The organism is Streptomyces sp. RLA012, from assembly GCF_056270325.1.
Map to the genome: position 1 here is coordinate 11,268,885 of NZ_JBWDPA010000002.1, position 12,123 is coordinate 11,281,007.

General features: G+C 69.5%; 8 protein-coding genes and 1 pseudogene. 6 read left to right on the top strand and 3 right to left on the bottom strand.

The window, feature by feature from the left end; translation table 11 throughout:
• The first annotated feature begins 12 nt into the window (after positions 1 to 12).
• Genes RV986_RS51230 through RV986_RS51240 form a run of 3 tightly spaced genes read left to right on the top strand, consistent with a single transcriptional unit; the run spans position 13 to position 3,192 of the window.
• Complete coding sequence (locus RV986_RS51230; protein ID WP_475923970.1) at positions 13 to 1,041, top strand: ABC transporter substrate-binding protein; 1,029 nt, start codon at positions 13 to 15, stop codon at positions 1,039 to 1,041.
• Positions 1,042 to 1,072: 31 nt separating this feature from the next.
• Complete coding sequence (locus tag RV986_RS51235) at positions 1,073 to 1,990, top strand: ABC transporter permease (protein ID WP_475923971.1); 918 nt, start codon at positions 1,073 to 1,075, stop codon at positions 1,988 to 1,990.
• Positions 1,987 to 3,192: a lactonase family protein gene (locus tag RV986_RS51240; protein ID WP_475923972.1), complete on the top strand. Its 1,206-nt coding sequence runs from the start codon at positions 1,987 to 1,989 to the stop codon at positions 3,190 to 3,192. Before RV986_RS51235 ends, RV986_RS51240 begins: the two co-directional genes overlap by 4 nt.
• A 101-nt stretch (positions 3,193 to 3,293) precedes the next feature.
• On the opposite strand, the pseudogene RV986_RS51245 reads toward RV986_RS51240, so the two are convergent.
• Positions 3,294 to 4,269 (bottom strand): annotated as a pseudogene (locus tag RV986_RS51245) (aminoglycoside phosphotransferase family protein).
• A 60-nt stretch (positions 4,270 to 4,329) separates the two neighbouring features.
• Positions 4,330 to 5,925 carry a hypothetical protein gene (locus RV986_RS51250; RefSeq protein WP_475923973.1) on the bottom strand — a complete coding sequence of 532 codons (1,596 nt, stop codon included), beginning with the start codon at positions 5,923 to 5,925 and terminating at the stop codon, positions 4,330 to 4,332.
• Positions 5,926 to 6,342: 417 nt separating this feature from the next.
• Here RV986_RS51250 and RV986_RS51255 point away from each other — a divergent pair, with 417 nt between their 5' ends.
• Both RV986_RS51255 and RV986_RS51260 read left to right on the top strand, forming a co-directional pair.
• A complete protein-coding gene (locus RV986_RS51255) occupies positions 6,343 to 8,037 on the top strand; it encodes a carboxylesterase/lipase family protein (protein ID WP_475923974.1) in 1,695 nt (564 codons plus the stop codon).
• Positions 8,038 to 8,365: 328 nt separating this feature from the next.
• Entirely contained in the window at positions 8,366 to 9,280 is a 915-nt protein-coding gene (locus RV986_RS51260) for an expansin EXLX1 family cellulose-binding protein (RefSeq protein ID WP_475923975.1), read from the top strand.
• Between the two features lie 392 nt (positions 9,281 to 9,672).
• Here the strand turns inward: RV986_RS51260 and RV986_RS51265 are convergent, their stop codons facing one another.
• Positions 9,673 to 10,305, bottom strand: a complete 633-nt coding sequence (locus RV986_RS51265; protein ID WP_475923976.1) for a TetR/AcrR family transcriptional regulator — start codon at positions 10,303 to 10,305, stop codon at positions 9,673 to 9,675.
• A gap of 103 nt (positions 10,306 to 10,408) precedes the next feature.
• On the opposite strand from RV986_RS51265, the gene RV986_RS51270 reads away from it, so the two are divergent.
• Positions 10,409 to 11,341, top strand: a complete 933-nt coding sequence (locus RV986_RS51270; RefSeq protein WP_475923977.1) for an NmrA family NAD(P)-binding protein — start codon at positions 10,409 to 10,411, stop codon at positions 11,339 to 11,341.
• The last annotated feature ends 782 nt before the right edge of the window (positions 11,342 to 12,123 follow it).

Genomic DNA, 12,123 nt, shown 5'->3' on the forward strand with positions numbered 1-12,123 from the left:
ACAGGAGTTCCCATGAGACACCACACCGGTGCCCGGACCCTCGCGCTGACGTCCGCCGCGGCACTTGGCGCGGCTCTGCTGACCGGCTGCGGCAGCGGCTCCACCTCGGTCGGCGCGGACGGGAAGACCACTGTCTCGGTGGGCATCAGCGGAAACATCTTCGACCTGTCCATCCGACTCGCGGATCAGAACGGCTACTTCGACAAGCAGAACATCAAGGTCAAGTACGTGACCCTGACCGCCGCGACGGGCACCTCGGCCCTGGAGTCGGGCTCGGTGCAGTTCCTCAACGACAGCCCGACGAACTTCCTCTCCGCCCTGTCCAAGGGCCTCCCCGAGCTCGCGGTCGGCACCAACGGCGGCGGCAACCCGCTCGGCCTCGTCGTCAGCGACGAGTTCGCCAAGAAGCACGAGCTGACCGCCGACACCCCGGCGGCGCAGGTGGCCCAGGCCCTGGCCGACTCGACGGCCGGCGCCAGCTCCGCCAACACCAAGGCCGAGGCGGGGCTCTACCTCAAGGCTCACGGAGTCGACCCGACCAAGCTGAAGTGGGTCTCGCTGCCGAGCCCGGCCGCCGACAAGGCAGCCCTCACCAAGGGGGAGATCGACTGGTTCGTCACCTCCGAGCCGATTCCGCTGCAGGTCCAACACGACGGTGACGGCATTGTGGTGGCCGACTCGCTGAAGGTCCCCCAGTGGGCCTACGCGGACGCCGGATACGGCCAGCTCGTGGTGGTGAAGAAGAGTTACGCGATCTCGGACGCGGCCACCGTGAAGGGATTCGCGACGGCCGTTCAGCAGGCGACCGCCTACATCAGCGGCCATCCGCAGGACAAGACGGTCCTGAGCGTGGCGCAGAAGACGATGACGGGCGCACCCGACGAAGTTCTGCGGAGCAGCATCGAACAGGTCGAGTGGCCCAAGACCGACGAGCTGACCGACGCGGGCTGGAACAAGACCGTCGCGTTCGTCAAGAGCATCGGAGCGGTGCCGGACGCGAAGGTCTCCTCGGGCGACTGGACCAACAAGTACCTGCCGTGACATGGCCGGCACTCATCGGAAGGAGCAGACCATGGCGACTGCCACCGGCAATGCCATGACCGAGCCCGAGGCCGAGCCCGAAGCCGCGGCCGGACCGGCCAGGAGGACGAACGACCGCTGGCGGGGCACCGCCACCGTGGTGCTGCTGCGGCTCGCGGTGATCGTGGTCGCCCTCGTTCTGTGGCAGCTGATGAGCGGCCCCGTCGTCCCCGAGTACGCGGTCAGCAAGCCCACCGACGTGGCCCACGCCCTGTCCCGGCTGCTCGGCTCGGCGGCCGGGTGGACCGACATCAAGGTGACCGCCGTCGAGGTGCTGGCCGGCTTCGGACTGGGTGTCGCCGCCGGTACGGTGATGGGCCTGCTCCTGGGCTCCTTCCCCCTCGCGGGCCGGGTTCTCGAACCACTCGTCGCGGCCCTCAACGGCATACCGAAGATCGCACTCGCGCCGCTGTTCCTGCTGTTCTTCGGCATCGGCCCCTGGTCGAAGATCACGATCGCCATGACCGGCGTGGCCTTCGTGGTCTTCTACAACGTCTACCTCGGCCTGCGGCTGAGGGAGCGCGAACTCGTCGAGGTCGTCCAGGTGATGGGCGGGCGCAGGCACCATGTCCTCGGCTACGTCACGATTCCCACGCTCGCGGCGCCCTTCTTCGCCGCGCTCAAGACGGGTGGACCGCTGGCCATCCTCGGGGTCATCGGCGGTGAGTTCATCGCCTCCTCCGAGGGCGTGGGGCACGAACTGTTCACCGCGGCCCAGAATCTCGACGCGGCGAGCGAGTTCGCCGGTCTGATCATCCTCATGGCCATGACACTGGTTCTGAACAGTCTGCTGACGGCACTCGACACATACGCCCTCAAGCGCCTCGGCCTCGCGGCCCGCCGTCGGACACCGCGGCGGGGCCGAGCCGTGGGCACCCCCGGGAGCAAGAAGGAGAGGTCCGCTCGATGAGTGACCACCCGCACGTTCCGCCTGTCGTCCGACCCCACTCGACGACCGGGCCACCGTCCCGCAGAACGGTGCTGGGCGCCATGGCGGCGTCCGCCGCGGCGGGCGTGCCACTGCTCGCCGCCGCGCCGGCCGAGGCCGCGCCGAGCAGGACGGCCGATCTCCTCCACATCGGCACCTGGGGCGTCGGCCAGGTGTACGCGATCCGGTTCGACCCTGCCCGAGCGACCATGACGCCGGTCGGGCCCGTGGCACAGGTCAGCTCGAACTGGGTGGTCGCACACCCGAAGCGGGCGGTCCTGTACGTCGCCGGCAGCGAACAGGGCGGGATCATCCGCGTCTTCCGCGTCGACACCGCCTCCGGCGCGCTTCAGCAGTTCGGCGAGATCGAGACGGAGACCACGCCGGCGGGCAGCGGCGGCCTGTCGTACATCGGAGTGGACGGTCACTCGAAGACGCTCCTCGTCGCGGACTTCGCGGCCGGCACCGCGGTATCGGTCCCGATCGCCAGGGACGGCGGACTCGGTGCCGTGGCGTCCCGAGTACAGGACACCGGTTCCGGCCCCAACCCCCGCCAACTGGGCCCGCACCCGCACCAGGTGGTCATCGACCCGAGCGGCAGGTTCGCGCTGGTCCCGGACTTCGGCGCCGACCGGGTCTTCGTCTACCGCTACGACCGGGCCACCCGCGTACTGTCCGCCGGCCCGACCTCATACGTGACGGCGCCGGGGTCGGGGCCACGACGCCTCGCCTTCCACCCCGGCGGTAGAACCGCCTACCTGCTCAACGAGCTGACCGCGGACATCCAGACCCTGCACTGGAGCCCCGCAGACGGCCTGCTGACCCACCGTCAGAGCCTGTCGACCAACGCGCCCGGACACACCGGAGCCACCAGCGCCGCCGAACTGGCCATCAGCCGTGACGGCCGCTTCCTCTACACCTCCAACCGAGGCGAGAACACCCTGGTCGTCTTCTCGACGGACCGCAGGACCGGCCTGCTCACCCAGACACAGCGCATCCCCTGCGCGGGACTCACACCATGGAGTTTCTCCCTGCATCCCGGCGGGAGGTGGCTGTTCGTCGCGAACCAGGCGAGCAACACGGTGAACCTCTTCGGCGTCGACCCACACTCGGGCCAACTCACGGACACCGGCGCGTCCGTACCCGTACCAAAACCCGACTGCATCACCTTCAGCCACCACTGAGCCCGTTCACAGCCGGTGCGGGCGCTCAACTCCTCCTGCGCGCGGGCGAGTACGCCGATGCACGACGCGATCCTCGCCGGTCTGTGACGGTGGGAGGTCGATCAACGGCAGGCCGCCGCGAGGAGGCGTCGCAGGGCCATACCGGCGGGTGGGCCCCAGGTGGGTTTGCCGCCGGGGCGGCCGTGGACGCCGGCCTCTCCGATGAGGAGGCCGCTGAGGGCTCGCAGCACCGCCCAGCCGCGGGCGCGGCGCAGGGTCGCGGCGTCCGGGGCCGGTCGGTAGGCGTCATGGAAGCGGTCGGCGGCGCCGTCCGGCAGCAGCAACCAGGAGGCGGCGAGGTCGCAGGCCGGATCGCCCGCGCAGAGGTCGCCGAAGTCGATCACGCCGCAGAAGGTGCCGTCCGCGGTGAGGACGTCGGCCGGGTGCAGGTCGCCGTGGAGCCACAGGGCCGGGCCCGCCCAGCCAGGCGCAGCGACGGCGTCCTCCCACACCGCGCGGACGGCGTCCGGGTCGGGGATCAGCCCCAGTTCGGTGGCCGAGGCGAGTTGCCCGGCGAACTGCTCGGCGCGGTCGGCCGGCGCCCCCCCCGCGGCCACGGCCGGCCGGCGCCCCCCCCGCGGCCACGGCCGGCCGGCGCCCCCCCCCGCGGCCACGGCCGGCGGGCGCCCCGCCGGGAGCGGGTCGGTGAAGAGCCGTCAGAAAGGCGGCCAAGCTGTCGGCCGCGTCCGCAGCGCGCGTGGCGGGAGCGCGGTCGGCAGGCGCGCCCGGCACCCAGGTGGTGACGATCCAGGGCCGTGGGAACCGCTCGGAAGGCTCCCCGAGGCGCTGCGGGACGGGGACCTGCAGAGGGAGGTGCGGGGCGAGGGCCGGCAGCCAGGCGTGCTCCTTGCGCAGCAGCGCATCGGCAGACTGCGTCGCCCAGGGCAGCCGGACGGCGAGGTCGTCACCGAGCCGCCACAGTTGGTTGTCCCAGCCACGCGCGCCGAGCCTCAAAGGGCGCTCGGCCAGGTCCGGGTGCTGGTCGCGCAGCAAGTCCCGGACCAACCTCGCGGTGATCCCGATCTCGGTATGGGCCATGCGGAACAACCGTAGTTGAAGCAAGAAAATGGGTGTATCCACGCCGGCCGGGCCCGTGGGTCAGCCGGGGGCGCAGCCGTGGGTCCGCTGGTCGCGCTCGACGGCATCGAGGTGCGTCCGTAGGGTGTCGGCCCTTTTGGTGAGCTTTCCCTGCTCTCGCCGAGCCTCGTACGGATCGCTCCAGTCGATCTGTTCCATCTCCCCCCGGATCTCGTCGAGTTGCCCGGCGAGGTCCCGGTACCGCTCGCGCAGTTGCTCGCAGACACCGGTCGTCGAACCGACGGCAACTGTGAGCGGTGGGCTCGGTTGGCCGAACCAGCGGACCCCTTCCTGGAGCATCTGCCAGCTGAAGGTATATCGGCCGGCGGTGACGGGAGCGGTGACGTCGAACTGGAACTGAGCCCTGTCGCCGGGGTCCACCGAGCCCTTCGGCAGCTCCACCCGCCCGATTCCCCAGACGGTGTTGTCCTGAGGGGCCTGGCTGCCGAGGCGGTAGGCGCCACCGACCGTCCAGGTGGTCGAACCGACGTTCGTGGCCGTGACCGTGACCCGTGCGCGGGCACCCGTCCCCATCGGGGCCGGAGGGTGGACGGAACTGCCGACAGTGGCGTTGTCGATGTAGGCGGGGCTGGGGTCGGCATGGGTGTACGGGATGCGGAAGAAGCCCCGTATTTCGCCGGCGGTGTCACCCGCCGTCCCGTTGGTGGTGATGGTCTTCGCCGGCACGGGAGAGCTGATGTCCAGCTGGATGACGATGTCGTCCCTGTTGGGGCGATTGCAGTCGTAGGTGCGCAAGGTGAGCACGTCTGCGTGCCTCTCGTATCCCCACACCAGCACGACGTGGTTCTGGAAGACGTCCCAGGGCGCGTAGGAGCGAACCAGGACGAGGCCGAGCGGACACAGGATGCCGTTGTCGATGTCGTCGAGAATGGCGGGGACCTCGGTGAGGGTGCGACGGTAGACGCCGGGGCCCCAGAACACGGTGTCGTGGTCGAGGGCCTGGCTGTCCAACAGCCATCTGGCCACCACACCAGGTCCGGTGAAACTCTGCAGCAGACGGCCGAGGACATGCTGCGCCAGCTCGACGGGGATCTGCCGCGAGTCACGTCCGCGCAGCTGCGGTGTGCCGGTCTCGAAGATGTCCCTGGCCAGGAATGACATACCGCCGCACAAGCCGAACCCGGTCGCATCGACGGACGCGATGGGGAGCCCGATCACCTTGATCTGCAAAGCGAGGCCGGGCGGCCAACCTGTCGAGTTGCTGAACAGCGGAGCCCGCGTCGACGGCAGAAACCCAGGTACTGCGGCGGGCCCGAAGCGTTGAACCGTGCCGGATGACCACAGAGCCGTTCCGAGACTGTCGTAGAGGACGAGGTTGCCGTCGTCCTGGACGACGATCGACGCTCCTGGGTTTCCGTCCGTGTTCGTGGCCCAGTACGGCTTCTCCTCGTTTGAGTAGAGGACGAAGTTGCCGTCCTGCTGCATGACGGCATGAGAGACGGGCTGCTGGGTGTCGGAGGCCCACAGCGGTGCCCCGTCGTCCGTGCGGTAGAGAACGAGGTTTCCGTCCCCCTGCATCACCAGGCGCACCCGTGCGTTGTGCGAGACCAACTCGTCCCCGAAATTCAGGCGTTGATCTGCAAGAAGACGATCCATGGCCAGCCCCCCTTGTGCACGGCAGTGGGTTTGAGCGTCTCACCGGAAAGCACGGTCTGTAAGGCTGGAGACCATGGTCCATCGACCCGGAACCCGACCAGCCCGGACCAGCCCCGACCAACCCCGCCCACACCTCCCAGAAGATGCCGTCCTCGACAGGTGAACTCGACATGTGAAGGCGAGGGTCTCGTTCCCGTCCGGGCAGGGGAAAGGGCACGCAGGCGCTGTCAACCCTTCGGGGCGCAAGTTCAGGGTGCGCGGCGGAAGCTGTGAGTCTGGTCGGCACCGCTTGTTCCACTTCTTGAACGACCACAGCATGGGACGACTCAACCGCAGGCGGAACGGACGCCGAGCCGTGCACATGGAGCGTCCGTTCCTCCATTTCCTCCATTTCCTCCATTCCGACAGGGAGCTCCTGTGAGCTTGCGAGACGTCCCTCATCCCGACCACGACTCCGAGGAGATCGGTCGCCGCCGTTTACTCGGGAGCGCCGTCGGCGCGGCGGCCGGTGCCACGCTGCTGGGCGGCCTGACGGCGGGGCCCGCGTCGGCCGCCTCCCGCGCCGCAGCCGATCGTCCGGTGCGTACGCGGTCTGGCCTGGTGACCGGTGTCCCGGCCGCCCTGGACGGGATCACCGTCTACAAGGGCATCCCCTACGCGGCCTCGACCGCCGGCGGGAACCGCTGGCGCGCGCCGCAGCCCGCGCCGTCCTGGAACGGTGTACGCACGGCCGACACCTGGGGCGCTGCCTGCCCCCAGCCGGTCAACGGCATCGCCGCCGACAAGGTCCCGCCGCTGAGCGAGGACTGCCTGAACCTCAACATCTGGACGGGCGCGGCCGGTTCGAGTGAGCGCCGCCCGGTATTCGTGTGGATCTACGGCGGCCGCAACTCCGCCATGTGGGCCTCGCAGCCGGTCTACGACGGTGCCAACCTGGCGGCCAAGGGCGCGGTCGTCGTCACCTACAACCACCGCGTCGGCGCCTTCGGCAACCTCGCCCATCCCGAGCTGAGCGCGGAGGGCGGGCACGGCGGTTCGGGCAACTGGGGCGTGCTGGACACGGTCGCGGCGCTGAAGTGGATCCGGGACAACATCGCCGCGTTCGGCGGCGACCCGGACCGGGTCACCATCGCCGGCTGGTCGCACGGCTCGTCGTTCGTGAACATCCTGATGATCTCGCGGCTGGCCCGGGGGCTGTACCACCGCGCACTGCTGGCGGCCGGAGTGCAGTACACCAAGGACCCGGCGCTCGGTCATGTGGCGGGCGGTTACGACACGTTGGCCACCGCCGAGGCCAACGGGACCGCGTTCGCCGACTACATGGGTGCCTCCTCACTGGCCGGCCTGCGGGCACTGACCGCGGACGAGATCGTGACGAAGGTCTACGCGCCCGGCGCACCGGCCACCGGCACCGACTTCGGCAATGTCCTGGACGGCCATGTCCTGCCGACCGGCTACACCGCCGCCATGGAGTCCGGCGCAGAGGTCGACGTGCCCGTCCTCACCGGCAACAACAAGGACGAGAACGGCGCTTCACCGACCCTCGCGATGACCGTCGCCCAGTACGAGGCGTACGCGGCGACCACCTTCGGCGACCGCGCGGCTGAGTTTCTGGCGCTCTACCCGGCGAGCACCGACACGGAGGCGGCCGCACAGTACAACAACTACGCACGCGACGAGGAACGCGTCTCCACCTTCCTGTGGGGCACCCAGTTCCGCAACACCGCCGGCAACCGCAGCCCGATCTACAACTACTGGTGGACCCACGCCCCTCCCGGCTCCGACACCACCAACCCGATCGAGCCCGCGAACGGCGCGGGCGCCTACCACGGCGCCGAGAAGTACTACCTCTTCGGTAACCTCTACGGCACCGACCGCCCCTGGACCGAGGCCGACTACACGATGGCCGACACCACGTCCTCGTACGTCGCGAACTTCGTGGCCACCGGCAACCCCAACGGCCGCTCCCTGCCTGCCTGGCCCGCCCTGCGCACGACGAAGCCGCTCGCCATGGAACTCGGCGACGACTTCGCTGTCCGCCCGGCCGCGGACAGCGACGCCAAGTACGCCTTCCTGAAGGACTATCTGCGGTCCCAGACGACGGCCTATTGATCCTGAGGGGCACAAGGGCAGTGGCGGCCGTGTGCGGTGAGGACAGGGCCGCCGCCGTCCTGGGAGCCCCGGAAACCGGGGTGCGTACGACGACAGGAACGGGGTGCGTACGACGGCAGGAAGTGTCATCCCAACACAGCGTTCACCACGCCGGAGCACCTGATCCGGACGACAACCCGGCTGCGGGTTCAGTAACGCCCGTACCGCTCTCGGCCCCAAGTACGCCCCGAAGTCGGGCTTGCCGCCGTGCCCCCGGGTCTGGCACGATCGCTGCGCCCGTCACCCATCGCAACGGGTTGTGGCCGTCAACGGCCGTCAAGGAGGTCAGGTGTACAGGCGGTGGCTGTTCCTGATGGCGGCCGCGGCGGTCGTGGTCGCCTCCTTGGTCGTGGTGCTCCTGCCCGACCACGAGGCCGACGCCCGGCGCGCCGCAGCCACGCCCGTCGTCGGCACCCCGGCGGACGTCCCGCCCGCGACGGCGTCCCCGACCCCCTCCGACAGTGCGACCACCGCGTCGGCGAAGCCGTCGGCCAAGGTCACTCCGCCGACGGCGTCCGCCGCCGCGACCGCCGCGTCGACGAGGCCGTCGGCTGCGGACACACCCCAAGCGGCGTCCGCCGGCGCACCGTTGGCGGGACGCATCCGGCCCGACGTCACCTACGAAGGAGTTGCCACCTTCTACGACTCGGACGGCGGAGGCGCCTGCCTCTACGACCCGAGCGGTGACGTCATGACCGGGGCGATGAACTCCGCCGACTACGAGTCGGCCAAGGCGTGCGGCGCGTATGTGTCCGTCCGCGCGGCCAACGGAACGTCCATCACGGTCCGTATCACCAACGAATGCCCAGGGGAGTGCGCACCCGGGCAGATCGACCTCAGTGCGCAGGCCTTCGCCGAACTCGCCGACCCCACACGCGGCCGGATCGCGATCACATGGAAGCTGGCGAGCCCCAGCATTCCCGGCACGATGTCGATCCGGTACAAGACCGGGTCCAGCCACTATTGGTGCGGCATCCAGGTCATGGGCCACCGGAATCCGGTGGCTCGGCTGGAGGTCCGCGTCGGCGGCGGCTGGCGTGAGCTGCCCCGTACCGCCTACAACTACTTCATCTCCGACAACGGCGCGGGATGCGGCGGCACGATGAGGATCACCGACATCTTCGGAGAACGACTCACCGTCGACGCACTCCCGATCCAGCCGAACGTCGTGCAGTCCACCCGGGTCCAGTTCGCCAAGCACTGACCCCGTTGCCTGCCCTCCGGCCGGAACACCGTACAAGCAGGGGGTGGCTCTGGTCCGTCCGACCGGCGCGAACAGTGAGCCCCCTCACCGTCGCGGCGATTACCGGACGGTGGGCGCTTTGTGAGCCCCAGCCACTTCAACAGGGGCTGCCGTGGTGCCCTGCCGGGCCGACGGCAGCCGATGCGGTGGATGCAGTAGAGGCGGTGGAGGCGGGCTCGGCCGAGGCTGGGTAGGGGGACCGGTTCATAGGACCGCTCCGACTCGTCGCTGCCACGACGCGGGTCGTCCCCGCACTCGCGCACCGCCGGTGATGGCCGGGTGCGAAGCCGAGTGTCCAGGCCCAAGAACCCCTTGGTCGTCAAGGCCGATGATCCAAGGGGCGTGTACGTCGGTTACAGCCGTCCGGCCTTGGCGAGGGCAAGCAGGTCGTTGGCGGCTTCCTGGGAGCGGATGCGGATGGCGGCCGGGTCGGGGATCGGTCCGCCGAGCAGGGCGGTGTCCACGATCTCGGCCTGGAGAAGGGCGGAGAAGACATGCGCGGCCCGTGTGGGGTCGCTGATCCTGGCGCGCAGTTCCGTCGGCCAGTGGGACAGATGGCGCGTGAACAGGGCTATGCGGTCCCCGAGGATCTCCTGCTGATAGCGGCGACCGAGTTCGGGGAAGCGCTGCGCGTCCCGGGTCACCACTCTGAAGAGCGCCAACTGCTGCTCGGACAGGATGTGTTGGAGAAGCTCGCAGCCCGCTTCCGTCAGGCCTTCCAGGGGCGGCAGGTCCAGCCAGCCAGGGTCCGCGGTCTGCGCGGAGGTGTCGCAGGCCTCCTGGATGACGGCGACGAAGAGATCGTCCTTGCTCTCGAAATGCCGGTACAGGGTGGTGATGGACACGCCTGCGCTCGCGGCGATGCGGTTGACCGAGCTGCCGCCGTAGCCCTCTTCGAGAAAGGCCGCGAGGGCGGCGTTGATGATCGCCTCGCGTTTGCGCGCCATCAGGCGTGCCTTGGGGTCGTTCTCGGCCCAGGTGCGCACGGTTCTTCCTCCAGGTCTGGGTCGGTTTGACAGAGCATACGACAGCGACCACTATCGTGTCATACGAAAGTGATCGCTTTCGTATGGCTCAAGGGAGAGACAGATGCGGAACACAGACACCCCGCGAGTACTGGTCCTCGGCGCCACCGGCCGCACCGGAGCGGCGGTCGTGAAGGCGCTGGAGGCGCTGGAGGCGCTGGAGGCGACACCCGGCCGAGCGGTCCCGGTGCGGGCTTCGCGCAGCGAGACAACCGTGGAGCAGTGGATCAAGGAGGGGAAGGAAGCGGTCCGTATCGATCTCGATGATCCCGACACCTTCCCCGGCGCGCTGGAGGGCATCGACCGGGTATTCCTGATGACCGGCTACACGTCGGCGATGAACCACCAGACCAAGACGCTGGTGGACGCCGCCGAGGACGCCGGCGTCAGCTTCCTGGTGCACCTGGGCGTGTTCAGCGACAAACGCTCCACCGACCCGCACTTCGCCTGGCACGAACTGGTGGAGCGCTACATCGCAGGGTCCAAGGTGGCCTGGGCGAATGTGCATCCGCACGTGTTCATGGAAAACCTGCTGGGCATCAACCGGCTGCGCGACGGCCACATGGTGTGGCCGATGGGCGACAAGCAGGTCGGCTGGATCGCCGGCGACGACATCGCTGCGGTCGTGGCCAAGATCCTGGCCGACGGCCCCGACATACATGCGGGCAAGGACTACTACCTGTCCGCCGATCTCCTCAACGGCGCAGAGGTGGCCGAGGCGCTCAGCGCCGCCCTCGGGCAGGAGATCCCCGCGCTGGTCCTGACCCCGGACGATCTGCAGCGCATGATCGATGCCGGGCTGGACGTCGCGCCCGACAACATGGACGCCGCGTACGCGGCCAGCACGCTGGTCTGGGCGCGACAGACCTACGAGGGCCGCATGGACTACTCCGCGGTCACCACCGGCACGGTCCGGGAACTGCTCGGCCGAGAGCCCGTCCACCTCGGCTCGTGGGCCGCCGCGCACCGTCAGGAACTGCTCGACCAGCTCTCCTGACAGTCGCCGCGGCGCGCGGCCCTCGTCGGTTGCCGTCGACTCGGCTGTCACCGGCGTTGAGATGATGCCCGGGGCGCGGCGACGGCGTCCAGCGGGATGGGGGACCGGCGCACTGGGGAGTCGGTGCTTTACGGCGGACCCACTGCGCCGCTTGGTCCGGGCGCTGCGTCGGCGGACCGTCTGGTCGCCTACGGTCGGGCCCTCGGCTGCTTCCTGATGGAGCCACCTCGGTATCGCCGACCTCGACATGCCGGCCGTCCAGCTCACCGCTGTCAGGGATGACCCCCTCCTGCTGTACTTGTCGGCGTTCGACCTCACCGAAGACGCCCCTCGGACCGCGGAGCGGATCGCGCAGGGCCGGCAGGGCCTCGTACGGCGCGCCTGTCGACCTTGATCAACAAATTGGGCCCCTGGACAGGGATTCCAGCCGTTACAGGCAACCGCTGCGCAGTGGGTCTGTCATAGGCGGACGATGACCAGGGCTGTGTCGTCGGTGGCGCCGCCTGGCGGGTGCAGGTCGGCCGGCAGGGCGTCGGCGAGGGCTTCGGGGTCGGCTGTCCGGTGCCGTGCTGTCCGCGGCGGCCACCTGCGCGGCTCGACACGTACTCATCGGGATCTCTCCGGGAACGGGAACGACTGCCCAATGACTGCCCCTGTACCAGCACACCGGTTCCAGCTCCGGCACGCGTGTCCAAACAGGTCAGGTGAGCACTCGGCATCGCCCCGGACCCGGCGGCCGGGGCTCCGGGGCATTCGAGGCCGGATCCCTTCGACGGAAGAAG

Bases quoted from the DNA above. Each gene is read 5' to 3' on its own strand.
- RV986_RS51230 (WP_475923970.1), top strand. From the start codon at position 13: ATGAGACACCACACCGGTGCCCGGACCCTCGCGCTGACGTCCGCCGCG.
- RV986_RS51235 (WP_475923971.1), top strand. From the start codon at position 1,073: ATGGCGACTGCCACCGGCAATGCCATGACCGAGCCCGAGGCCGAGCCC.
- RV986_RS51240 (WP_475923972.1), top strand. From the start codon at position 1,987: ATGAGTGACCACCCGCACGTTCCGCCTGTCGTCCGACCCCACTCGACG.
- RV986_RS51250 (WP_475923973.1), bottom strand. From the start codon at position 5,925: ATGGATCGTCTTCTTGCAGATCAACGCCTGAATTTCGGGGACGAGTTG.
- RV986_RS51270 (WP_475923977.1), top strand. From the start codon at position 10,409: ATGCGGAACACAGACACCCCGCGAGTACTGGTCCTCGGCGCCACCGGC.